This window comes from Salmonella sp. SAL04157, from assembly GCF_046551635.1.
In the GTDB taxonomy this organism is placed as follows: domain Bacteria; phylum Pseudomonadota; class Gammaproteobacteria; order Enterobacterales; family Enterobacteriaceae; genus Salmonella; species Salmonella enterica.
In genome coordinates this window covers 223,755-247,090 of record NZ_JBGDVS010000003.1, presented here as the reverse complement: position 1 = coordinate 247,090, position 23,336 = coordinate 223,755, and the positions used below count along the sequence as shown (strand labels likewise).

29 protein-coding genes and 4 pseudogenes are annotated in these 23,336 nt (G+C 52.4%); 30 read left to right on the top strand and 3 right to left on the bottom strand.

What is annotated here, in order from left to right:
- The first annotated feature begins 6 nt into the window (after positions 1–6).
- The 30 genes and pseudogenes from ACLJRE_RS08015 to ACLJRE_RS07870 all read left to right on the top strand — a co-directional run bounded on the left by ACLJRE_RS08015 (position 7) and on the right by ACLJRE_RS07870 (position 21,625).
- Complete coding sequence (locus ACLJRE_RS08015) at positions 7–357, top strand: HNH endonuclease (RefSeq protein WP_410957359.1); 351 nt, start codon at positions 7–9, stop codon at positions 355–357.
- Positions 358–502: 145 nt separating this feature from the next.
- Positions 503–940 carry a phage terminase small subunit P27 family gene (locus tag ACLJRE_RS08010; protein ID WP_024155047.1) on the top strand — a complete coding sequence of 146 codons (438 nt, stop codon included), beginning with the start codon at positions 503–505 and terminating at the stop codon, positions 938–940.
- On the top strand, positions 940–2,670 hold the full coding sequence (locus tag ACLJRE_RS08005) for a terminase large subunit (RefSeq protein WP_024155048.1): 1,731 nt from the start codon (positions 940–942) through the stop codon (positions 2,668–2,670). The genes ACLJRE_RS08010 and ACLJRE_RS08005 overlap by 1 nt, the downstream gene beginning before the upstream one ends.
- The gene (locus ACLJRE_RS08000; RefSeq protein ID WP_024155049.1) at positions 2,667–2,828 is read left to right on the top strand and encodes a hypothetical protein; all 162 of its coding nucleotides are present in this window, start codon (positions 2,667–2,669) and stop codon (positions 2,826–2,828) included. Before ACLJRE_RS08005 ends, ACLJRE_RS08000 begins: the two co-directional genes overlap by 4 nt.
- Positions 2,818–3,897 (top strand): annotated as a pseudogene (locus ACLJRE_RS07995) (phage portal protein); the annotation flags it as partial. The gene ACLJRE_RS08000 and the pseudogene ACLJRE_RS07995, both read left to right, overlap by 11 nt.
- Before the next feature lie 3 nt (positions 3,898–3,900).
- A pseudogene (locus tag ACLJRE_RS07990) lies at positions 3,901–4,035 on the top strand (phage portal protein); the annotation flags it as partial.
- On the top strand, positions 4,028–4,630 hold the full coding sequence (locus ACLJRE_RS07985) for an HK97 family phage prohead protease (protein ID WP_024155051.1): 603 nt from the start codon (positions 4,028–4,030) through the stop codon (positions 4,628–4,630). The pseudogene ACLJRE_RS07990 and the gene ACLJRE_RS07985, both read left to right, overlap by 8 nt.
- Positions 4,631–4,639: 9 nt before the next feature.
- Entirely contained in the window at positions 4,640–5,869 is a 1,230-nt protein-coding gene (locus ACLJRE_RS07980; protein WP_410039198.1) for a phage major capsid protein, read from the top strand.
- A 79-nt stretch (positions 5,870–5,948) separates the two neighbouring features.
- A complete protein-coding gene (locus tag ACLJRE_RS07975; RefSeq protein WP_410957358.1) occupies positions 5,949–6,272 on the top strand; it encodes a head-tail connector protein in 324 nt (107 codons plus the stop codon).
- Entirely contained in the window at positions 6,269–6,673 is a 405-nt protein-coding gene (locus tag ACLJRE_RS07970; RefSeq protein WP_024155054.1) for a phage head closure protein, read from the top strand. The genes ACLJRE_RS07975 and ACLJRE_RS07970 overlap by 4 nt, the downstream gene beginning before the upstream one ends.
- The gene (locus ACLJRE_RS07965) at positions 6,645–7,157 is read left to right on the top strand and encodes a hypothetical protein (RefSeq protein WP_024155055.1); all 513 of its coding nucleotides are present in this window, start codon (positions 6,645–6,647) and stop codon (positions 7,155–7,157) included. Before ACLJRE_RS07970 ends, ACLJRE_RS07965 begins: the two co-directional genes overlap by 29 nt.
- Positions 7,154–7,714 carry a hypothetical protein gene (locus ACLJRE_RS07960; RefSeq protein WP_024155056.1) on the top strand — a complete coding sequence of 187 codons (561 nt, stop codon included), beginning with the start codon at positions 7,154–7,156 and terminating at the stop codon, positions 7,712–7,714. Before ACLJRE_RS07965 ends, ACLJRE_RS07960 begins: the two co-directional genes overlap by 4 nt.
- Positions 7,715–7,717: 3 nt before the next feature.
- A complete protein-coding gene (locus ACLJRE_RS07955; protein WP_000497739.1) occupies positions 7,718–7,882 on the top strand; it encodes a DUF2635 domain-containing protein in 165 nt (54 codons plus the stop codon).
- A complete protein-coding gene (locus ACLJRE_RS07950) occupies positions 7,872–9,368 on the top strand; it encodes a phage tail sheath subtilisin-like domain-containing protein (RefSeq protein ID WP_410957357.1) in 1,497 nt (498 codons plus the stop codon). The genes ACLJRE_RS07955 and ACLJRE_RS07950 overlap by 11 nt, the downstream gene beginning before the upstream one ends.
- Positions 9,368–9,727 (top strand): phage tail tube protein, encoded by a 360-nt coding sequence (locus ACLJRE_RS07945; protein ID WP_410957356.1) that lies wholly within the window; start codon positions 9,368–9,370, stop codon positions 9,725–9,727. Before ACLJRE_RS07950 ends, ACLJRE_RS07945 begins: the two co-directional genes overlap by 1 nt.
- Positions 9,721–10,047: a phage tail assembly protein gene (locus tag ACLJRE_RS07940; RefSeq protein ID WP_410957355.1), complete on the top strand. Its 327-nt coding sequence runs from the start codon at positions 9,721–9,723 to the stop codon at positions 10,045–10,047. Before ACLJRE_RS07945 ends, ACLJRE_RS07940 begins: the two co-directional genes overlap by 7 nt.
- Before the next feature lie 84 nt (positions 10,048–10,131).
- Entirely contained in the window at positions 10,132–12,057 is a 1,926-nt protein-coding gene (locus ACLJRE_RS07935; protein ID WP_410957354.1) for a phage tail tape measure protein, read from the top strand.
- 16 nt (positions 12,058–12,073) lie between these two features.
- Positions 12,074–12,523: a hypothetical protein gene (locus tag ACLJRE_RS07930; protein ID WP_044144629.1), complete on the top strand. Its 450-nt coding sequence runs from the start codon at positions 12,074–12,076 to the stop codon at positions 12,521–12,523.
- 59 nt (positions 12,524–12,582) lie between these two features.
- Complete coding sequence (locus ACLJRE_RS07925) at positions 12,583–13,923, top strand: DNA circularization protein (RefSeq protein ID WP_410040299.1); 1,341 nt, start codon at positions 12,583–12,585, stop codon at positions 13,921–13,923.
- Positions 13,920–14,978, top strand: coding sequence for a phage baseplate assembly protein (locus tag ACLJRE_RS07920; RefSeq protein WP_099826090.1), 1,059 nt, complete (start codon positions 13,920–13,922; stop codon positions 14,976–14,978). Before ACLJRE_RS07925 ends, ACLJRE_RS07920 begins: the two co-directional genes overlap by 4 nt.
- Positions 14,978–15,511, top strand: a complete 534-nt coding sequence (locus ACLJRE_RS07915) for a phage baseplate assembly protein V (RefSeq protein ID WP_410957353.1) — start codon at positions 14,978–14,980, stop codon at positions 15,509–15,511. Before ACLJRE_RS07920 ends, ACLJRE_RS07915 begins: the two co-directional genes overlap by 1 nt.
- A gap of 4 nt (positions 15,512–15,515) precedes the next feature.
- Positions 15,516–15,929 carry a phage GP46 family protein gene (locus ACLJRE_RS07910; protein ID WP_071646069.1) on the top strand — a complete coding sequence of 138 codons (414 nt, stop codon included), beginning with the start codon at positions 15,516–15,518 and terminating at the stop codon, positions 15,927–15,929.
- Positions 15,922–17,001: a baseplate J/gp47 family protein gene (locus tag ACLJRE_RS07905; RefSeq protein ID WP_410957352.1), complete on the top strand. Its 1,080-nt coding sequence runs from the start codon at positions 15,922–15,924 to the stop codon at positions 16,999–17,001. Before ACLJRE_RS07910 ends, ACLJRE_RS07905 begins: the two co-directional genes overlap by 8 nt.
- A gap of 2 nt (positions 17,002–17,003) precedes the next feature.
- Positions 17,004–17,591, top strand: coding sequence for a YmfQ family protein (locus tag ACLJRE_RS07900; protein ID WP_079972650.1), 588 nt, complete (start codon positions 17,004–17,006; stop codon positions 17,589–17,591).
- Entirely contained in the window at positions 17,578–18,672 is a 1,095-nt protein-coding gene (locus tag ACLJRE_RS07895; protein ID WP_079972651.1) for a gp53-like domain-containing protein, read from the top strand. Before ACLJRE_RS07900 ends, ACLJRE_RS07895 begins: the two co-directional genes overlap by 14 nt.
- 6 nt (positions 18,673–18,678) lie before the next feature.
- The gene (locus ACLJRE_RS07890) at positions 18,679–19,080 is read left to right on the top strand and encodes a tail fiber assembly protein (RefSeq protein WP_096753325.1); all 402 of its coding nucleotides are present in this window, start codon (positions 18,679–18,681) and stop codon (positions 19,078–19,080) included.
- Positions 19,081–19,113: 33 nt separating this feature from the next.
- A pseudogene (locus tag ACLJRE_RS07885) lies at positions 19,114–19,245 on the top strand (helix-turn-helix domain-containing protein); the annotation flags it as partial.
- Between the two features lie 172 nt (positions 19,246–19,417).
- Positions 19,418–19,837 (top strand): translesion error-prone DNA polymerase V autoproteolytic subunit, encoded by a 420-nt coding sequence (locus tag ACLJRE_RS07880; protein ID WP_198902088.1) that lies wholly within the window; start codon positions 19,418–19,420, stop codon positions 19,835–19,837.
- A gap of 2 nt (positions 19,838–19,839) precedes the next feature.
- Entirely contained in the window at positions 19,840–21,108 is a 1,269-nt protein-coding gene (locus tag ACLJRE_RS07875) for a Y-family DNA polymerase (RefSeq protein WP_023223470.1), read from the top strand.
- Between the two features lie 85 nt (positions 21,109–21,193).
- The gene (locus ACLJRE_RS07870; RefSeq protein ID WP_023223469.1) at positions 21,194–21,625 is read left to right on the top strand and encodes a hypothetical protein; all 432 of its coding nucleotides are present in this window, start codon (positions 21,194–21,196) and stop codon (positions 21,623–21,625) included.
- A gap of 25 nt (positions 21,626–21,650) precedes the next feature.
- On the opposite strand, the gene ACLJRE_RS07865 is transcribed toward ACLJRE_RS07870, so the two are convergent.
- From ACLJRE_RS07865 to ACLJRE_RS07855, 3 genes and pseudogenes are all read right to left on the bottom strand, one after another.
- Positions 21,651–22,322 carry an SOS response-associated peptidase gene (locus ACLJRE_RS07865; protein ID WP_023223468.1) on the bottom strand — a complete coding sequence of 224 codons (672 nt, stop codon included), beginning with the start codon at positions 22,320–22,322 and terminating at the stop codon, positions 21,651–21,653.
- Positions 22,323–22,552: 230 nt separating this feature from the next.
- Positions 22,553–22,648: pseudogene (locus tag ACLJRE_RS07860) on the bottom strand (hypothetical protein); the annotation flags it as partial.
- Entirely contained in the window at positions 22,645–23,211 is a 567-nt protein-coding gene (locus ACLJRE_RS07855) for a hydrolase (RefSeq protein WP_000916144.1), read from the bottom strand. The gene ACLJRE_RS07855 and the pseudogene ACLJRE_RS07860, both read right to left, overlap by 4 nt.
- Positions 23,212–23,336: the final 125 nt, after the last annotated feature.

Sequence of the window (23,336 nt, the reverse complement as noted above, 5' to 3'; positions counted from 1 at the left end):
GTTTATATGCCACCAAGAACACCTAAATCCTGTCGTGTTCGCGGCTGTCGCAGTACAACAACAGATCCATCCGGATATTGTGTAAGCCACAGAAGCGAGGGCTGGAAACAATACAAGCCAGGACAATCCCGTCATCAACGCGGTTATGGTTCGAAGTGGGACGTTATCCGTGAGCGCATACTGAAGCGTGATAAAGGTTTATGTCAGTTATGTCTGCGTGCCGGTGTGGTGCGTGAGGCGAAAACTGTTGACCACATTATCCCTAAAGCGCATGGCGGAACTGATGCCGACAGTAATCTGCAGAGTCTGTGCTGGCCGTGTCATAAGGCGAAGACGGCCTGTGAACGGCTGAAGTGATAATAACTCTCAACTGTCTGAGGGGAGGGGAGGTCAAATCTCTGTGACCTGACGTCTTCCGGACTGCCCGCCTCATCAAATTTTTATGCGCCCAAAATAAGAAACTTTTTCCCGGAAGGTTAAACCTATTGAACTGGAGGTTTTGATGGGTACTGCTGTGAGATCTTCCGGTGGTGGCCGTAAGCGTAATTTGCCTTCTGGCCAGAAAAGCAAACTGACCAGGATCGCACCGCCGGAAGAGTTAATGAGCGATATCGCGATCCGTATATGGAAAACGCAGAGCAAAATTTTAATTGAGCGGGGCGTTTTTGATCTTGAAGACGCGCCGCTACTCCTGGCGTACTGCAATGCGTTTCACTTGATGGTTGAGGCCGAAAAAGTCATCTCGAAAGACGGCCTGACCGTATCAAGTGAAATGGGTGGTGAGAAAAAACACCCTGCAGTCAATGTCCGTAATGACTCCGTTTCGCAGCTCGCCCGTCTGGGTTCACTTCTCGGGTTAGACCCGCTCAGCCGCATAAGAATGACCAGCGGAAAAAATGATCCGGACGATGAAGGGAATGAATTTGATGAGTTTGACTGATGGCTACATATCCGAACGTCAATGCGGCGAACCAGTATGCGCGGGACGTCGTGAACGGGAAGATACTGGCCTGCCGGTTAACCATTCTTGCCTGTCAGCGACATCTGGACGACCTGGAACGTGCCAAAGATCCACGTTGGCCTTACCGCTTCGATAAAAATAAAGCAGAACGTTTCCTTCGCTTTTCCCAGAAAATGCCGCACACCTCCGGAGAGTGGGCTCGCCGGAAGTTGCGGATAGAGTTTGAACCCTGGCAAAAATTTGCGCTGGGCGTGCCGTTTGGCTGGGTGCGCAAGGATACCGGTTTTCGCCGCTTCACTGAGATTTACATCGAGGTGCCGCGTAAAAATGGGAAATCGGCGATTGCGGCCGCCGTCGGTAACTATATGTTCTGTGCAGATGGCGAGTACGCAGCGGAAGTTTACTGTGGTGCCACAACGGAAAAACAAGCCTGGAAAGTTTTTGCGCCTGCACTGGCGATGGTGAAAAAGCTGCCGGCGTTGCGTCAGAAGTACTGTATCAAACCCTGGGCGAAGAAAATGACTCGCCCGGATGGTTCCCTGTTCGCGCCAATTATCGGTGACCCGGGAGATGGCGACTCACCATCATGTGCGATCATCGATGAGTATCACGAGCATGATACTGATGCGCTCTACACCACAATGACTACCGGGATGGGAGCGAGGGAGCAGCCCATCACGCTGATCATCACCACGGCAGGCTTTGATATTGCCTCGCCTTGCTATGAAAAACGTACTCAGGTTGTCGAGATACTGGAGCGCATCCGGGAAGGTGGTGAAAACGAGGCAATTTTCGGGATCATCTATACCCTGGATGATGACGATGACTGGACACAGCCGGAAGCGCTGATCAAAGCCAACCCGAATTACAATATTTCGGTGAAAGAGGGATTCCTCAAGGCTAAACAGTTGCTGGCGATGTCCACGCCAGGCCAGACCAACAAAATACTCACCAAGCATTTCAACAAATGGGTGAGTTCTAAAGCGGCTTACTACAACCTGCAGAAGTGGATGGCTGCAGCAGACAAAACGCTCAGACTGTCCGATTTTGCGGGTGAGGAGTGTTATCTCGGCATCGACCTGGCATCAAAACTTGACCTTAACGCAGTGGTGCCGGTGTTCCGCCGTGAAATAGACGGCCTGAGCCATTATTACTGCGTCTCGCCTATGTTCTGGGTACCGGAAGACACCGTCTACGCCACGGACCCGGCGCTGAAAACTATTGCAGACCGTTATCAGTCTTTTGTTAATCAGGGCGTGCTGGTTCCGTCAGACGGTGCAGAAGTGGATTATCGCCTTATCCTTGAAGCGATTCTGAAATTACGGAAAACGGTGAAAATAGCGGCGAGCCCAATTGACCCCTACGGTGCAACCGGCCTTTCTCATATGTTGCAGGATGAAGGGCTTGAACCTGTCACCATTACCCAGAACTACACCAACATGAGCGACCCGATGCGTGAGATTGAGGCTGCAATCGCTGCTGACCGATTCCATCATGACGGCAATCCTCTGATGACATGGTGCATATCAAACGTTGTCGGCAAGTACTTACCTGGCAGTGACGATGTTGTGCGCCCGGTGAAAGAAGGCGCAGGCAACAAAATCGATGGTGCAGTGGGCCTGATGATGGGGGTTGGCCGCGCGATGCTGAATGAGCCGAAAGACTTCCTTTCTAATCTCGACCCTGATGAGGACCTGTTATTCCTGTGAAATCAATAATTATCGATGTGGCCGGACTGGCAGGCTTCGGCGCGATTGTGGGAGGCATTTGCCTGAAATTTGGCGCGGCGGTTGCTCTTATGGCTGGTGGTTGTGGCCTGCTGCTGTGGGCGCTGCTGGCAGCCAGGAGAATAAAACATGCTGATTGACGCCATTTTTAGAAGCAACTCGCTGGAAAATCCTGCCGTACCGATCACGGTTGAAGCCGCTGAAAATGACGGTATTTTTAACTGCGATGTAATTGTCAATCCCCGGACGGCAATGAAACTGGCGGCGGTGTATGCCTGTATCTATGTTATTTCGTCGAATGTTGCGCAGATGCCCCTGCACGTTATGCGGCGCACCGGGAAGAAGGTCGAAACCGCCCGCGATCATCCTGCGTTTTATCTGGTTCATGACGAACCAAACACCTGGCAGACCAGCTATAAGTGGCGAGAGCTCAAACAGCGGCACATTCTGGGCTGGGGGAATGGTTTCACGCGGGTAATTCGCCACCGCCGGACCGGTGAAGTGACCGGCCTTGAAGCATGTATGCCATGGGAAACAACGCTGCTCAACACTGGCGGACGTTATACCTATGGTGTTTATAACGAAGAAGGTTCCTTTGCCATCAATCCTGACGACATGATCCATGTCAGGGCGCTGGGTAACGATCAGAAAATGGGGCTCAGTCCGGTACTGCAGCACGCCGAAACAATCGGGATGGGCATGAGCGGCCAGAAATACACGGAAAGTTTTTTCAGCGGCAACGCCAGACCAGCGGGCATTGTTTCAGTAAAAGGGGAGTTGAATGACGGCTCCTGGAAAAGACTGAAAGAGATGTGGCAAAAAGCCACGGCGATGCTACGCAGCCAGGAAAACAGGACGATGCTGCTCCCGGCAGAACTGGACTATAAAGCGCTGACAGTCTCCCCGGTCGACGCTCAGCTCATCGACATGATGAAGCTCAATCGTTCAATGATTGCCGGAATTTTCAACGTGCCGGCGCATATGATCAACGACCTCGAAAAAGCCACCTTCTCCAACATCTCCGAACAGGCGATTCAGTTTGTCCGTTACACGATGATGCCGTGGGTAACGAACTGGGAACAGGAGCTGAACCGCCGATTATTTACCAGCGCCGAACGAAAGGCCGGGTATTATGTCCGCTTTAACCTGGCTGGTCTGCTGCGCGGGACCGCAAAAGAGCGCGCGGAGTTCTATCACTACGCCATCACCGACGGCTGGATGAGCCGCAATGAGGCGCGCGCGTTTGAGGACATGAATCCGAAAGCCGGCCTCGATGAAATGCTCGTCAGCGTCAACGCCTCCCGGCCAGCCAAATCCACAACCCAGGAGAATACTCAAGATGAGTGAACGAGAAATTCGCTGTTACAGCGGCGAGGTGCGTGCTGAAACGCACGACAGCGAGCCCAGCCGGATCATCGGGTACGGTTCGGTTTTTGACAGCCGTTCTGAACTAATTTTCGGTTCGTTTCGCGAAATCATCCGGCCCGGTGCGTTTGATGAGGTGCTGAAGGATGACGTCCGGGCACTGTTCAACCATGATCCTAATTTCATTCTGGGGCGCAGCAGTGCCGGCACCCTGGCACTGACTGTTGATGAACGAGGCCTGCGTTATGACATTACGGCACCCGAAACCCAGACCATACGGGATCTGGTGCTGGCGCCGATGCAGCGCGGAGATATTAACCAGTCCTCTTTTGCTTTTCGCGTCGCCCGCGACGGAGAGGAATGGTACCAGGACGAGGATGGTGTGGTCATTCGTGAGATTACTCGTTTTTCCCGTCTGCTGGATGTCAGCCCTGTGACATATCCGGCATACCAGGAGGCGGATTCCGCCGTCCGCTCTATGAAAGCCTGGCAGGAAGCGCGCAATAGTAGCGCACTGCAGAAAGCCATTAACCAACGAATGGCGCGTGAGCGCGTCCTGACCCTTCTAAACGCGTAAGGAAAAAACATGAAATTGCATGAACTGAAGCAGAAACGTAACACCATTGCGACCGATATGCGCGCGCTGAATGAAAAAATCGGTGATAACCCGTGGACGGAAGAGCAGCGTACCGAATGGAATAAGGCTAAATCTGAGCTGGAAGGACTGGATGAACGTATTGCCCGCGAAGAAGAATTGCGCGATATGGACCAGAAATACATCGATGATAACAGCGATGAGCAGCGCAACAATCTGGGTAAGGATAGCAGTAAAAAGCCGGATGAGCAGCGCGGCCAGATTTTTGATAAATGGATGCGCCACGGCGCCAGCGAGCTGACCTCTGAAGAACGTAAGGCCCTTCGTGAACTGCGCGCTCAGGGGGTCGCACCGGATGAAAAGGGTGGCTACACCGTGCCGGATACCTTCCTCGCGAAAGTGGTCGAGCAGATGAAAGCTTACGGAGGTATCGCCAGCGTGGCGCAAATCCTGACGACCTCTGATGGACGCACCATGGAATGGGCTACCGCGGATGGGACTGCTGAGATGGGTGTGTTGCTGGGCGAAAACGAAGAAGCTGGCGAAGAAGATACCGAATTTGGCATGGACAGCCTTGGAGCGCTGAAAATGACCTCTAAAATCATCCGCGTATCCAACGAGTTGTTGCAGGACAGCGCGATCGACATGGAAGCCTATCTTGCCCGGCGCATCGCGGAACGTATTGGTCGCGGTGAAGCCCGCTATCTGATCCAGGGGACTGGCGCTGGTACGCCGAAGCAACCGAAAGGGCTGGCGGTTTCTGTGACCGGAACCACCCAGACAGCCGCTGCAACGGCGGTGAAATGGCAGGAAATTCTGGCGCTCAAACACAGTATCGATCCGGCTTATCGTCGTGGGCCGAAATTCCGCCTCGCTTTCAATGACAATACCCTGAAACTCATCAGCGAAATGGAAGATGGTCAGGGTCGCCCGCTTTGGTTGCCGGATATTGTTGGCGTGGCGCCAGCCTCTGTACTGAATGTACCGTATGTTATCGATCAGGAGATCGACGACATTGGAGCAGGTAAGAAATTCATGTTCTGCGGTGACTTTAACCGCTTCATTATTCGTCGTGTACGCTACATGATCCTGAAGCGCCTGGTTGAACGTTACGCAGAATACGACCAGACCGGCTTCCTGGCATTCCATCGCTTTGACTGCATCCTTGAAGACACTTCAGCCATTAAAGCGCTGGTGGGTAAAGGATCTGCAAGCAGCTAATAAACTCCATCTCTGAACAAACCATGCCGCGCTAAGCGGTTTTTTTGTGCCTGCCATCTGGCGGGCACAGGAGGATCCTATGTTGCTTTCTCCTGAGGAAATCAAGGCTCAGCTAAGGCTTGACAACGATTACACCGATGAAGACAAGTTTCTTGATCTGCTGGGGCGTGCGGTTCAGGCACGGACAGAAAATTTTCTGAACCGGAGACTTTATGCGTCGGAGGCGGGGGTGCCAGACGACGATCCGGAGGGGCTTATTCTCTCGGATGACATCAGGATGGGGATGCTGCTACTGCTGACGCATTTCTACGAGAACCGCTCAACCGTCACCGAAGTTGAGAAAGTCGAACTGCCGATGAGCTTTAACTGGCTCGTCGGTCCTTACAGGTACATCCCGCTATGAAACTCCGGCAGGCGCAGGCCTGCGCCACATACCTTTTGCCCGATCCGGGCGAACTGGACCAGCGCATCATTATCAGATGGCGCGTTGATGTGCCAGCGGATGATTTTGGCGTGTCACCTACTTATCCGGAGCAGATCCGGACGTGGGCCAAAAAAGCGCAACCCGGCGCGGCAGCGTATCAGGGGTCTGTGCAGGTTGAAAATAAGGTGACGCATTATTTCACCATCCGTTTTCGCCGCGGCATTACCGCCGATCATGAAGTGGTTCACGATGATATTTCTTATCGGGTCAAACGCGTCCGGGATCTGAACAGTAAACGCCGTTTCCTGTTGCTCGAGTGCGAAGAGCTGGGTACCGATAACGGGAGTGACTATGCCGCAGAAAGCATTTTTACACGTTGATTTCGAACAACCTGAAGAACTGGTGTTTAACCGGGCGAGAATGCGACGGGCGTTCGTCAAACTCGGTCAGGTTCACATGCGCGATGCGAGGCGACTGGTCATGAAACGTGGTCGCTCGAAGCCAGGCGAAAACCCCTCGTACCGCACCGGCCAGCTGGCGCGTTCTATCGGCTACTACGTACCCCGTGCGTCAAAAAAACGTCCGGGGCTCATGGTGAAGATCGCGCCTAACCAGAAAAACGGCGAGGGCAACCGGCATATCAACGGTGCCTTTTACCCCGCCTTTCTGTTCTACGGTGTTCGCCGTGGGGCGAAGCGTAAGAAAGGCCATCATCGCGGCGCATCAGGCGGCAGCGGCTGGCGTGTGGAACCACGTAACAACTACATGACTGAGGTTCTGGATAAACGCCGCAGCTGGACACGTTATGTGCTCTCCCGCGAATTGCGAAAATCACTCCGTCCTCAGCGAAGGAAGAAAAAATGAAATTAACCCCGATTATTGCGGCACTTCGCAGCCGTTGCCCTCGGTTTGAAAACCGTGTGGGTGGCGCAGCGCAGTTTAAAGCGATACCGGAGGCCGGAAAGCTCAGACTACCAGCCGCGTATGTTGTGCCAGCCGAAGACGTCACGGGTGAGCAGAAATCGCAGACCGACTACTGGCAGGATTTAACGGAGGGTTTTTCCGTCATCGTGGTACTCAGCAACGAACGGGATGAAAAAGGGCAGTGGGCTTCTTACGACGCAGTTCACGACGTCAGGCAGGAAATCTGGAAGGCGCTGCTGGGGTGGGAGCCGGATCCGCAGGCGCATGAAATTCAGTATGCGGGTGGGATGCTTCTCGATCTGAACCGCCACGAACTGTATTACCAGTTCGACTTCACGATGAAGTATGAAATTACCGAAACAGACACCCGCCAGCAGGATGATCTGGACGGCCTGCCCGACCTTAAAACGCTCAGTATTGATGTTGATTTTATCGAACCCGGTACCGGGCCAGATGGCGACATCGAGCACCACACCGAAATTACATTTCAGGAATAAACCATGTTTGTGAAACCCGCAAAAGGGCGATCGGTTCCCGATCCGGCCCGTGGCGACCTTTTACCTGAAGGAGGTCGAAATGTTGATGAGAATAACTACTGGCTGCGCCGCGAGGCCGCTGGTGATGTCCGGCGCACGAATAAAAAGGTGAAAACAAATGGCGATTAGTTTTAATTCCATCCCGTCAGATACACGGGTTCCGCTGTTTTATGCCGAGATGGATAACTCGGCGGCAAATACCGCCCGGGACAGCGGGGCATCACTGCTGATTGGTCACGCCAGCAATGATGCGTCAATTGCCGTCAACAGTCTTGTTCTGGTGTCATCGGTTGATTATGCCCGTCAGATTTGCGGTGCCGGAAGCCAGCTGGCCCGTATGGTCGGGGCGTACCGTAAGACCGATCCATTTGGCGAACTGTATGTCATTGCCGTACCTGAATCCACAGGCGCGGCAGCAACCGTCGCTTTGACGGTAACTGGCGAAGCGACGGAAACCGGAACGGTGAATGTCTATACCGGCCGAACCCGCGTTCAGGCTCCCGTGACCAGCGGCGATGATGCTGCGGCGGTGGCCGTGAGCATTAAGGATGCGGTCAATGCAAACCATGATCTTCCCTTTACGGCAACATCAGAAGCGGGGGTGGTGACACTGACTGCGCGCCACAAGGGGTTATATGGAAATGAAATTCCGGTCACTCTCAATTATTACGGCTTTGGCGGTGGGGAGGTGTTACCGGCCGGGGTGAATATTACGATTGCCAGCGGTGTGAAGGGGGCTGGTGCGCCTGCTCTTAACGACGCGGTGGCAGCGATGGGAGATGAGCCGTTCGATTATATCGGCCTTCCGTTTAACGACACGGCATCGGTGAACACGATGGCAACTGAAATGAATGATTCCAGCGGCCGCTGGAGTTATGTCCGGCAGTTGTATGGTCACGTTTATACGGCGAAGACGGGGACGCTGTCGGAGCTTGTGGCCGCGGGTGACCAGTTTAACCTGCAGCACATCACCCTGGCGGGCTATGAGAAAGACACCCAGACGCCTGCTGATGAACTGGCTGCAAGCCGTACTGCCCGTGCTGCGGTTTTTATCCGTAACGATCCGGCGCGCCCGACCCAGACCGGGGAACTGGTGGACATGCTGCCGGCACCGAAAGGCAAACGCTTCACGACGACTGAACAGCAGACGTTACTTTCCCACGGTGTGGCAACGGCGTATGTGGAAAGCGGCGTGCTGCGTATTCAGCGGGATATCACGACGTACAGGAAAAATGCGTATGGTGTGGCGGATAACAGCTACCTTGACAGCGAGACGCTGCATACCAGTGCTTATGTGTTGCGCCGTCTGAAATCTGTTATTACCAGTAAATACGGGCGCCATAAACTTGCTAATGATGGTACGCGTTTCGGGTCTGGTCAGGCCATTGTCACGCCTGCCGTTATCCGTGGTGAGCTGGGATCAACATATCGCCAGATGGAGCGGGAAGGCATCGTGGAAAATTTCGATCTGTTCCAGCAACATCTGATAGTTGAGCGTAACGCGAACGATTCGAACCGCCTGGATGTGCTGTTTCCGCCTGATTATGTCAATCAGTTACGTGTGTTTGCGGTGCTTAACCAGTTCCGTCTGCAGTACAGCGAGGAGGCTGCATAATGGGAAAAATTGCGGGAACAACGTATTTCAAAATCGACGGACAGCAACTGTCGGTAACCGGAGGGATTGAAGTCCCCATGAACACCAAAGTTCGTGACGACGTGATTGGCCTGGATGGTTCCGTTGACTACAAGGAAACCAGCCGGGCACCGTATACGAAGGTGACCGCCAAAGTGCCGAAAAACTTCCCGGTCGATAAAATTACGTCTTCTGATGTCATGACAATCACATCAGAGCTGGCAAATGGTCAGGTGTATGTTCTCTCAAACGCCTGGCTGCACGGCGAAGCCAACCATAACCCGGAAGAGGGCACCGTGGATCTTGAGTTCCACGGTGAGGAGGGATTTTACCAGTGGTAAAAGAACTTGTGCTCAAAAAGCCGATTATGGCGCATAACGAAAAGCTTCATGTGCTGGAGCTGCGCGAACCGTCCTACGATGAAATCGAAGCCATTGGTTTTCCGTTCACCGTTTCCGGTGACGGCGGCGTCCGGCTGGACAGTTCGGTTGCGCTGAAATATATCCCTGTACTGGCAGGTATTCCACGCTCCTCGGCAGCGCAACTGGCAAAACTGGATATTTTCAAAGCCTGTATGTTGATCCTCAATTTTTTTACCCGGTCGGAGACGGAGGAGGACTCAGAAAGCGGGTCTACAACACCGCATACTTCTGGCGAATAAATCCCCTGGAGCTCCGGCGGGCGGCGATATCCGATTTTCTGGAGCTGGAGTCGGAGGCTGTCCGTATCAATGAGGAAATGAAGCATGGCTGACAGTTTCCAGTTAAAGGCCATTATCACTGCCGTTGACCAGTTATCGGGTCCGCTGAAAGGGATGCAGCGGGAACTGAAGGGATTTCAGAAAGAAATGGCCGGGCTGGCGATCGGTGCTGCCGCTGCCGGGACCGCTGTTCTTGGGGCGCTGGCGCTGCCCGTGAATGCTGCGATCGGCTTTGAGTCAAAAATGGCTGACATCCGGAAGGTGGTTGACGGCCTGGATGATAAAAAAGCATTCGCGCAGATGAGTGACGATATCCTGGCGCTGTCCACACAGTTACCGATGGCGGCGGAAGGGATTGCCGAAATTGTGGCGGCAGGCGGACAGGCTGGGATTGCGCGCAGTGACCTGATGCAGTTTGCGAACGACGCAGTGAAAATGGGTGTGGCGTTTGATACCACTGCCGAAGAGTCCGGCCAGATGATGGCGCAGTGGCGGACAGCGTTCAAACTGACGCAGGAAGACGTGGTTGTCCTGGCCGATAAAATCAACTATCTGGGGAATACCGGCCCGGCAAATGCGAAGAAAATTTCCGATATCGTGACGCGGATTGGTCCGCTTGGCGGTGTTGCCGGGGTGGCATCCGGCGAAATTGCCGCGATGGGCGCCACCATTGCCGGGATGGGGGTTGAATCAGAAATTGCCTCAACCGGCATCAAAAACTTCATGCTGTCGTTAACCGCAGGTAATTCGGCAACCAAAGCCCAGAAACAGGCTATGGCTTTCCTGAAGCTTAATCCCCGGAAACTCGCTGAGGATATGCAAAAGGATTCGCGCGGGGCCATGCTGAAGGTGCTGGACTCGCTCGCGAAAGTGCCAAAAGCTAAACAGGCCGCCGTCATGAATGCACTGTTTGGCAAGGAGTCACTTAGCGCGATTGCCCCGCTGCTGACCAACCTGGATTTGTTACGCACCAATTTTGATCGTGTGGCTGATGCCCAGGAATATGGCAGCTCGATGCAGAAGGAATACGCATCCCGCGCGGCCACAACCGAAAACCAGCTGGTTCTGCTGAAAAACAGCGTCAATGCGATTTCGGTCACGCTGGGCGAGACCTTCCTGCCTGCGATAAATGAGGCTGCGCTGGCGGTGATGCCTTATCTGGAGCAGGTCAGGGCGTTTGTCCGGGCTAATCCTGAACTGGTTCAGTCTGCTGCGAAGTTCGGCGCGGCGCTGCTGGCTGTTGGCGTATCCATCGGCAGCCTGTCCCGGGCTGTCAAAATCCTGAACAGTGTCATTAACCTCTCTCCGGCGAAAGTCGCCATTGCGGCGCTGGTGGCCGGCGCTATGCTGATCATTGAGAACTGGGACGATGTTGCTCCGGTGATTAAGGCGGTATGGCAGGAGGTCGATAACGTTGCGCAGGCGATGGGCGGATGGGATACGGTGATTGAAGGGATTGGCCTGGTTATGGCTGGTTCTTTTACCGTCAGGACTATTGGTACCCTGCAGCAGTCCGTCCTGCTGGCAGGACAGCTTTCCGGTCTGCTGGGTAAAATTGGCCGGATGGGGGCCATGACGCTGACAATTGGCGTGGCGGTGTCACTCTTTAAAGAGCTTAAGGATCTGGAGCAGGGCGCGAAGGATGCGGGTATGGATACTGGCGCATTCGCTGTACAGAAGCTGCAAACGAAAGAGCGTGAACGGGGGTATAACGGTTTTATTCCCAGACTTAAAGAGCTTCTTGGCATGGACACCCCGATTCCGCAGGGGCGTTATCAGCCTTATGTGCCACTGACCCGGCGTTCTGGCGTACTCGAGCGAGCTGTACCGCCATCAACACAGCGCAGTGAACTCAAAGTGACATTTGAGAATGCACCACAGGGCATGAGGGTGCTGGACATACCGAAAACGGGAAATCCTTTAATGAACATTACCCATGATGTAGGGTATTCTCCCTTCAGTAATAAATAATATCTGGAGATGGAGTATGAATAAAATATTGGTTGCTGCTTGTGTGATGGTTTTGTCTTTCCCTGTATTCGCAAAAAAAACACCTACAACTGATTTCGTCAATGAAATTGAAGCAGCAATAAACTCAACAGGAGAGGTCTCTACATCTCTGGATATTACTTGTCCTGCTCAATCAGCAAGCGGGCGTGTTTTGGTTACTCATGCCGATTATACTTATGGGATGAGCAAGGGGGTGTTTGTATTCAAAAACACAGACGATACTCCTGCAGAAATGAAAAGTATTATTCCAATCTATCCAAACAACGACATCATGTCAGATATCATAAGTGGTTGGTATTTTGGTTTTATAATTCGCGGTGGACAATTTTTCGTGAAGGTTATGAAAAATGGTGAAGTGAAAGCAGGAATAAATAAAAACGGCACGTCCGGTGTTACGGAAGTCAAATGTAAAGTGATAAAACCGTAATAATCACTTTATCGACGACATAGAAGCCCGCTTAATGCGGGTTTTCTTTTGGGGTAACTATGGCTTTTTTCTCCTCAACAGGCTGGCGCGGTCGCCTGCGTGATGCATCATTTCGTGGAGTACCTTTCTCCGTTGAAGATGATGAAAGTACGTTTGGACGCCGCGTACAGGTGCATGAATATCCGAACAGGGATAAGCCCTGGACGGAGGATTTAGGCCGCGCCACGCGCCGCCTGACGATAAATGCTTATCTTGTCGGTGATGATTACGCAGACAGGCGGGATCGTCTTATTAGTGCCATTGAAACCGCAGGCCCTGGTACGCTGGTCCATCCGCAGTATGGCGAAATGCAGGGCAGCATTGACGGACAGGTCAGGATCACTCACAGCAGTACAGAAGGGCGCATGTGTCGTGTCTCCTTTCAGTTTGTGGAAAGTGGTGAACTTTCTTTTCCGGTGGCAGGAATGGCAACGGCGAAGCGCCTGGAAACATCAGGCGGGCTTTTCGACGATGCGATTGACAGTATGTTTTCCACATTCTCGTTGTCAGGTATTTCTGATTTTATCCAGAACGATGTTATTGCCGATGCTGCCTCCATGCTGGGCGATGTTGCCGATGCTTTCAGGATGGTTGACTCCGGCGTGTCTGCCGCAATGCGGCTGTTACAGGGGGATTTGTCTGTCATTCTGATGCCACCGAGCGCCGCAAGTGATTTCGTTAACGCACTGCAAAAAGCCTGGCGCTCCGGTGACAGGCTCAGAGGCAGTACATCGGATCTGGTCACGATGATAAAAACGATGTCAGGTATCACGCTTGATCCCGGTCTTTCCCCCCGTGGCACCTGGCCCACTGACTCCGGATCTGCTGCGAAACAGAAAATGCAACGCAATATGATCGCAGCCGCCATCAGGACAACAGCCATCAGCACAGCCGCCCACGCCGTGACAACACTGAAGCAGCCGCGTGATGTACCTGGTGTCCGGGGCGTAAATCAGCCTGCAGGAACAGGCCGTGACTCAGACATTATCATTGTCATGCACCCGGCGCTGGATGGTGTACAGACAGTCAGTAATGGCAGCTCTCCACCGAATTATGAAGATCTGAAAGCTATCCGGACCGCGCTCAATGCTGCGATTGACCAGGAGCAGTTGCGTATCCGGGATGATGTGCTTTTCCAGCAAATTTCCGTTATGCGGACGGATCTCAATCGCGATATTTCTGCACGACTGGCACAGGTTGAACGTACTGCATTGCGAACGCCTGATGATGTTCTGCCTGCACTGGTACTGGCTGCGACCTGGTATGACGACGCCGGGCGGGAATCTGACATCCTCACGCGTAATCCCGTTCCCCATCCGGGATTTGTCCCGGTAGAGCCGCTGAGGGTTCCGGTACGATGAATAATACGGTTTTTTTACGCGTCAACGGGCGTGACTGGGGAGGATGGACGTCAGTACGGATCAGTGCAGGCATTGATCGTATTGCCCGGGACTTTAATGTCTCGATCACCCGGCAGTGGCCTGGTGGAGAAGACGTACCGCCAGTAAAAAATGGTGACTCTGTTGAGGTACTTATTGGCGATGATTTAGTCATTACCGGCTGGGTTGAGGCGTTGCCGCTACGTTATGATGCGCAGACCATTATGACGGGCATTGTCGGGCGCAGCAAAACGGCAGATCTTATCGACTGTTCTGCATCGCCTGCACAGCATAACGGGAAAAATTTATTCCTGATCGCCAGCGCACTTGCCCGGCCATTCGGTGTGGACGTTGTTGATGCAGGCGCGCCGGAAGCCGCCGTTATTGAGGCTCAGCCGGAACATGGCGAAACGGTTGTGGACTGTCTGAACAGGTTGCTTGAACAGGCTCAGGCGCTGGCATATGACGACGAACGGGGACGGCTGGTTCTCGGCAGGCCGGGCAGTATGAAAGCAGCCACGGCACTGGTACTTGGCGAAAATATTCTTTCCTGTGATACCGAGCGTAGTGTTCGCGAGCGTTTCTCCAGTTATCTGGTTACGGGGCAACGTCCTGGTACGGATGACGATTTCGGCGAGGCAACCATTGCTGCTATCCGGCAGAGTACTGGTGATGCAGGCGTCACGCGGTATCGTCCCCACACCATTCAGCAGTCAGGAACTGCCACAACTGACAGCTGCAAATCACGCTGTGAGTTTGAAGCCCGTCAGCGTGCGGCGAAAACGCTGGAAACCACCTATACCGTACAGGGATGGAGACAGGGGAATGGCGAATTGTGGAAACCGAATCAGGCCGTGGTGGTGTATGACCCGCTGAACGGTTTTGACAATGAAACGCTGGTGATCGCCGAAGTGACGTACAGCCAGGACAATAACGGCACCCTGACCGAAATCCGGGTGGGGCCTGCGGATGCTTATCTTCCTGAACCATTCAGGCCGAAAGCGAAGAAAAAAGTCAGTGAGGAGGCGGATTTCTGATGGCTAACCATCCTCTACAGAACATGGTAACGCGCGCAGTCATTACCGCGATTGATACCGTCAGAAAATGCCAGACTGCCGGACTGAAACTTATTGCCGGTGAAAAAAAAGAGAATGTGGAGCATCTTGAACCTTACGGTTTCACCTCTGCAGCACAGAATGGCGCAGAGGCGCTGGTATTGTTTCCCGGCGGTGACCGTTCGCACGGAGTGGCAGTGGTTGTGGCTGACCGCCGCTTCAGACTGAAAGGGCTGGCGCGCGGGGAAGTCGCGCTATATGACGATCAGGGGCAGTCTGTCATATTAACCCGTGCCGGAATAGTGGTAAATGGCGGCGGAAAGCCGGTTATTTTCACGAATGCCACTAAAGCCCGTTTTGAAATGCCGATCGAATCCACTGGCGATATCAGGGACAACTGTGACAGCAGTGGAAAAACGATGGCTGAAATGCGCACGACCTATAACGGTCATACCCATAACGAAAATGGCGATGGCGGCGGTATAACCGATAAGCCTGGCCAACCCATGAGCTGATATCATGATCCTTTATGTTAATGGAATCCGTAAGGATGCCACGGCTTCGCTCGACCTTCTGACGCGGGCAGTGGTGATTTCTCTTTTTACCTGGCGCCGGGCGGAGCGGGATGACAGGACCCTACAGCCATACGGCTGGTGGGGGGACACCTGGCCTGCTGTTCAGAATGACCGCATCGGTTCCCGCCTCTACCTGCTGAAACGCCGTAAACTCACCAATAAAACGCCACAGGACGCCCGCGAATACATGCAGCAGGCGCTGGCGTGGATGACAGACGATGGCGTGGCGGCACGGGTTGACGTAACCGCAGAACGTACCGGGATCGATATGCTGGCGGCCGGAATAACCATCTACCAGCGTGACGGCACCATTCACAACATTACCTTTGATGACATCTGGAGTGAACTCGATGGTTGACAGTCAATTTGCACGGCCTGAACTCCCGCAACTGATAGCCACCATCCGCAGCGATTTACTGACCCGTTTTCAGCAGGATGTTGTGTTACGTCGCATGGATGCCGAGGTTTACAGCCGGGTACAGGCTGCTGCCGTACATACGCTGTATGGTTATATCGATTACCTGGCCCGCAATATGCTGCCTGATATGTGTGATGAGGACTGGCTTTATCGTCACGCCAGGATTAAGCGTTGCCCCCGAAAGGATGCTGTGGCCGCGGCGGGCTATGTGCGCTGGGATGGAATAAGCGGGACGCCAACGCTGCCCGCAGGTACGCAGATCCAGCGTGATGATCAGGTTACATTCACGACCCAGCAGACGGTGAAAGCTTCCGGCGGCCTGTTACGTGTGCCGGTTATTGCTGATGTGGCGGGAACTGCCGGTAATACTGACGATGGTACAGCGTTACGTCTTGGCACGCCGATTACTGGTATTCCTTCTACAGGTTACGCTGACACTCTGATCGGGGGGGCTGATACAGAGGAGCTTGAAACGTGGCGCGCGCGCGTCATGGAGCGCTATTACTGGATACCACAGGGGGGCGCTGATCCGGATTACGTCATCTGGGCAAAGGAAATTGCGGGTATAACCCGTGCGTGGACATTCCGTCATTATAAGGGTACCGGCACCGTTGGTGTGATGGTGGCTACCAGTAACCCGATTAATCCGGCGCCTGGAGACGATCTCGTCAAAGCTGTACGTGACCATATTTTGCCGCTGGCACCTGTCGCTGGCGGCGGACTCTTTGTCTTCGCTGCCACTGAAAAAAGCATTCCGGTAACAATCGCACTGGCCAAAGATACCCCGGAAATTCGTACTGCCATTATTGCGGAACTGAATGCGCTGATGCTGCGTGATGGCGCGCCGTCCGGAAAAATTTATGTTTCGCGAATCAGCGAGGCGATAAGTCTGGCGACCGGGGAGGTGGCACATCAGCTGCGTGTGCCGGCGGCAGATGTGGTACTGGGAAAAACTGAACTGCCTGTCCTGGGGAATATAACCTGGGCCACCTATACCGGGGAGAACGGATAACTATGGCGTTGCAGGACGAATATACGCAGTTACTTTATCACCTTCTGCCGGAAGGACCTGCCTGGGACGGAGAAAATCCACTGATTGAAGGGCTGGCGCCGTCGCTGAACCGGGTACATCAGAGAGCGGATGAACTGATGGCTGAAATTGATCCGGCCAGAACTACGGAGCTCATAGACCGTTATGAACAGCTGTATGGACTGCCTGACTCCTGTGCACCGGAAGGTGTGCAGACATTACAGCAGCGCCAGCAACGGCTGGATGCAAAGGCGAATGTTGCCGGTGGTATAAACGAGAGGTTTTATCGGGAACAGCTTGATGCCCTGGGGTATACCGATGCCACCATTGAGCAGTTTCAGAATCTCGACAGCACACCCGATCCTGAATGGGGGGAATTCTGGCGTTACTACTGGCGTGTGAATATTCCGGCTGATGCGAATATCAGCTGGCAGACCTGTACAAGCACCTGCGATTCTGCGATCAGAACGTGGGGCGATACTGTTGCTGAATGTGTGATTGATAAGCTTTGTCCATCGCATACGGTTGTCGTTTTTGCTTATCCGGAAGGAAAAGAGAATGCACAGAATTGATACGCCCACCGCGCAAAAAGATAAATTTGGTCAGGGAAAAAACGGATTTACGAATGGTGATCCCGCCACGGGCCGCCGCGCAACGGATCTCAACAGTGATATGTGGGATGCAGTCCAGGAAGAGGTCTGCACTGTTATTGAAGCCGCCGGCATACCACTCAGTAAAGGCGAACATACGCAGCTTCACGCCGCCATTGGCAGGCTGATCGACGAACAGGTTAAAACCCGTCTTGAAAAAAAACAGAATGGCGCGGACATCCCGAATAAGCCGCTGTTTCTCCAGAACGTTGGTTTAGAAGAAACGATAAATCGTGCCGCCGATGCGTTACAAAAATCACAGAACGGTGCAGACATTCCTGACAAGCCGCGGTTTGTACAAAATATCGGTTTAAAAGAAACCCTCAATCCAACAAAACGCGTGAGTATCGGCAATATCGGAACCGGCGTTTTTGACGGCAGCACACCGTGTATAAATATCGGTGACAGTGACAGTGGATTTATCGGCAGCGCGGATGGCGTACTGGATATTTACTGTAACGGTGCCAAAGTGGGTTATATCGATGGCAACGGATTACACATGCTCACCGATATTCATTTCGATAATGCGCGCATGACCACTAATGGTGACATTTTTAGTTCAGTGTGGGGGAATAACTGGCTGAGTATCTGGATTACTAATCAGCTAAATACCCGTGGAACGATTGACTGGATCAATAGTGAACTGGCAGTTCGTGACAACAACATCAACACTCGCGCCACATGGGATTATGTTAACCAGACTTTCGCCCGTAAAAATACCGGCAGCATTCAGGACTGGGGCTGGATTCTGGACGACAGCACCGGATTTATAATGCAGTGGGGAACACTTGGTAACTCAAACGGAACCTACAATTTCCCGCGCGCTTTCCCTGTTGGTTGCTTTGCCGTTTTTGTAACCAATACCAACGCTCAGGGCACCCAGGTGGATAACGCATTCGGATACCCGGTGAGCAACAGTCAGTTTTTTGCCGCCACCAAGTCATCAGGAATGGCCAATCTGGTCAATAATTTTCCTGTAGCCTGGTTTGCGATTGGGAGATAAATATCAATGAGCGAATATTATTACAGCTTTAAAGAAAAAGGTTTTTTCTGGCAACCGGATACCGAATCCGATAATTACCCTGACGATTTAATTCCCCTGACAGATGAGTATTATCGCGAGCTTATGCAGGGCCAGGTGGACGGAAAATATATCGAGCACAGGAAAGGAGGCCCGGTACTGGTTGAGCATCGCGAATATACGCCTGAAGAGCTGGTTGCACAGGCTGAAGCCAGAAAAGCGGAACTTCTTGCTGAGGCAGAGTCAGTTATTGCGCCACTGGCGCGGGCGGTAAAACTGAAAATTGCCACAGATGAAGAGATTAAACGGCTGGAAGCATGGGAACTTTATAGCGTAATGGTAAACCGGGTGGATACAGCTAACCCAGACTGGCCCGAAAAACCAGCCTGACTAAATCCACAATAAAGGCTATTGTCCGGCCTGCTCCCCCCGGAACAATGGGCGCAGGCCGGGCGCCTGATTGGGGCGGGAATACCGCGACAGCGTGTGGCGATCATTTATGACGTGGGGCTGTCGACGTTGTACAGAAAATTCCCGGTCTCCAAACTGGTTTAAATATGCGCATATGACAATACAACCAGAAAATTTACAAAACCTATAATTTGAATTGAGATAGAAACTTACAAACGAAGCGATGAATATTTAAACAACCGTAGCGACTCCGGTATCTTGCGCACATGTTCAAATGAAACTACTGTATATAAAAACAGTATTTGAGGTATGGATTATGGAATTTTTCAGACCTACAGAGTTGCGCGAAATTATTTCTCTCCCATTTTTCAGTTACTTAGTGCCGTGTGGATTCCCCAGTCCCGCGGCGGACTACATTGAGCAGCGTATCGATCTTAATGAGTTGCTCGTTTCTCATCCGAGCTCAACGTATTTTGTCAAAGCAACGGGGGATTCAATGATTGAAGCAGGCATCAACGACGGTGATCTGCTGGTGGTGGATAGCTCACGAACCGCTGAACACGGCGATATTGTTATTGCAGCCGTGGATGGGGAGTTTACTGTTAAACGCCTGCAGCTGCGACCTACAGTTCAGCTCAATCCGATGAACAGCGCTTATTCGCCGATCATCGTCGGCAGCGAAGACACGCTGGACGTATTCGGCGTCGTTACTTTCATCGTTAAAGCAGTGAGCTGAGCATGTTCGCACTTTGCGATGTTAATTCGTTTTACGCCAGTTGTGAAACTGTATTCAGACCAGATTTGAGAGGGCGTCCGGTTGTCGTACTGTCGAACAACGATGGTTGTGTGATTGCGCGCAGCACCGAGGCGAAGCAGCTCGGTATCGCAATGGGTGAGCCATACTTTAAACAGAAAGAACGCTTCAAGCAATTTGGCGTTGTTTGCTTCAGCAGTAATTATGAGCTTTACGCTGATATGTCGAACCGGGTAATGACCACACTCGAGGAGATGTCGCCGCGGGTAGAAATTTACAGCATTGATGAGGCTTTTTGTGATCTGACTGGTGTACGAAGCTGCCGGGATCTGACAGATTTCGGGCGCGAGATAAGAGCGACGGTCCTGAAGCGCACGCACCTGACTGTCGGTGTAGGCATTGCCCAGACGAAAACCCTTGCCAAGCTGGCTAACCATGCTGCGAAAAAGTGGCAGCGCCAGACCGGCGGGGTGGTTGACTTGTCGAACATTGACCGCCAGCGTCGGCTGCTGGCCCTGATACCCGTAGAGGATGTCTGGGGTGTCGGCAGGCGCATCAGTAAGAAGCTCAATGCCCTGGGCATCAAAACTGCTCTCGATCTCTCTGAACAAAGTACCTGGATCATCAGGAAACACTTCAATGTCGTGCTGGAGCGTACCGTGAGAGAGCTTCGCGGAGAGCCATGTCTGGAGCTTGAAGAATTTGCGCCGGCAAAGCAGGAAATCGTTTGTAGCCGCTCCTTCGGCGAGCGGGTCACAGATTATGAGGATATGCGCCAGGCCATTTGCAGCTACGCTGCGCGCGCGGCAGAAAAACTCCGCGGTGAACACCAGTACTGTCGTTTCATTTCAACATTCGTCAAAACTTCCCCCTTTGCCCTAAACGAGCCCTACTATGGGAATAGCGCCGCAGTGAAGGTTCTTATCCCCACGCAGGATTCACGCGACATTATCAATGCGGCTGTGAAGTGCCTGGATAAAATCTGGCGCGACGGCTATCGCTACCAGAAAGCGGGTGTGATGCTGGGTGACTTTTTCAGTCAGGGCGTCGCGCAACTAAACCTGTTCGACGATAACGCGCCGCGCGCCGGCAGTGAGAAGTTGATGAGTGTGCTGGATCGCCTGAATGCTGAAGGAGGACGGGGAACGCTCTATTTCGCCGGGCAGGGTATCCAGCAGCAATGGCAGATGAAAAGGGAGATGCTTTCCCCTCGTTACACTACACGATGGTCGGATTTACTAATTGTGAAATAGCTCAATAGTAAAATTACCCTTTCAATGGTAAATTAATGGATTATTTTTTCAATTGATTCATTAACTTACTTCAAGAGGGTGTTTTATGCCAACTATTAAATCGCGTATGATTAGAGGTGTTAAGCCGAACGAGGAAACGCTAAAAGAACTCCAGGAGCAACTTGGACTTTCTGAAGATACAGATATGATGTTTATGGCTCTGGAAGTCGATTACGATAGAAAGAAATACTACTGCTGCCTTTCTGGCGGAAAAATCGAAAATGGTGATGTTCACTTTTCGCTTGTCGGTAGGGCTGCTTTAGAAGTACTCATGAATCATCCATCTCCAAATGATACCCTTACCATTCAAGAGATTAAAATTGGTCCTACGCCATTAAAAAATAAGGTGAAGTCCATTCTTAAGAAAGCTGAAGCCAATTCAAAAATTTGTTTTGTCGGAGATATGCAAGGAGAGCTTGATGGCGTCCTTAGTGATGTGTTTAACATTCAGAAAGATGAATCATATGCGATCCGCTGATTAAATCATGCACATGAGATAAGGCCTATTTAATAGGCTTTATCAAATTTGAAGCTTGATTTTTAACATTCCCCACTGCGTCAGTAACAGCGTGCCAGATAAACTTCTCTGCTGGCACAGTGCCGTCGATAGCTATGTCTTCCGCTTCCTTCCCGCCAATATCTTGGCGCATCCATTCCCGGGCCGCTTCCGGTGTGAGAACCAGCGGCCGGCGGTCATGAATATCGACCAGCATTTGATCAGCAGCTGATGTGACAATCAGGAATCCCTCTGCGTCATCGCCGCGTTCGAACGGTGTACTGCCGATCGCCGCCATGAAGATAGGCTTACCGTCCTTCCTGTGAATGAAATACGGCTGCTTCTTGTCGCCTTCCTTCTTCCACTCGAACCATCCATCGGCAAAACAGATAGCTCGGCCATGCTGCCATAGTGGCTTAAACATTCTGCTGGAGGACGCTGTCTCGACGCGGGCGTTAATCAGTGGAGCTTTATCCCACCATCCGGGAGCGTAACCCCAAAGCACCGGGTCGAGATGTAATTTTTCATCACGTTCACTTAGTAGCAAAACTTTGGTGCCTGGTGCTACGTTGAATCTCCCGATCGGTTCAGGATCATATGGGATGTTGCGTTCTGCTTCTTCAGCGAGAAGAATGAGGTAGTCTTCACGCGTCATTGACTGGGCAAAGCGTCCGCACATAGAAACCTCCAAATTTACAACAGACAGAAAGTATAGAAGTTATGGACAGTAGGCGGTGGATTTATGGGGCAAGGATGGGACAAAAATATCTATTATGGGGCATGAATGGGACATTATTGCACATATGAACTTTGCCGAAATTTATATGCACTAGATTAGTAATGAATTGATTCTACTAAAGAAAACACATGCTCTTGGGCGTTCTTTAATGATTTTTAAAATGCCCGCGTCACGCAGTTAAAGTGGCGGGCATACTCTTCCAGACTGGTGATGCCGAGCCGCGCCCATTTCGGGTGCGACCATTGCGGCAAGCCAATGTAGATCATAAGGCGTTTAAAATATCCTCTACGCTGCGTACCCGGCCAATGCGCGGGAAAATATGCGTCATACTACTCTGATGCTGCTCACTGCTGGCGGCGCTACAGGCATCTTCGGCAATAATAAGGTTAAATCCTAACTCCCAGGCGTTACGCGCTGTGGATTCGACGCCGATATTGGTTGAGATCCCGCACAATATGATGGTGTCGATACCCCGGCGGCGAAGCTGTAATTCCAGGTCGGTGCCGTAAAACGCGCCCCACTGGCGTTTAGTCACTTCCAGATCGCTGTCCTTTTTACCCAATGCCGTAGGCCAGGTCCACCAGTTTTCCGGCAATGCGTGCGCAGGCGTTGCGGCATCCACCGGCTGTTTTAACGCTTCGGCATAATCATCAGACCATCCGACGCGTACCATAACCACGGGTGAGCCGTTGGCGCGACACTTTTCCGCCAGCCGCGCGGCGCGGGCGACCACCTCATTTGCCGTATACGGGCCGCCGGCAAACGGAAGAATTCCTTCCTGTAAATCAATAACCACCAGGGCGGTTGTGGTCGCGTTGAGTTTCAGCATGATAATCACTCTCCTAAAAATAGCGGATTTCACTACACCTTAAGCGCGATTAAAGAGGAAAGCGGCGACAAATATTGTTAATTTTTGTGAGCATACGCAATACCCGCGTGAAAAACCCGGGTACA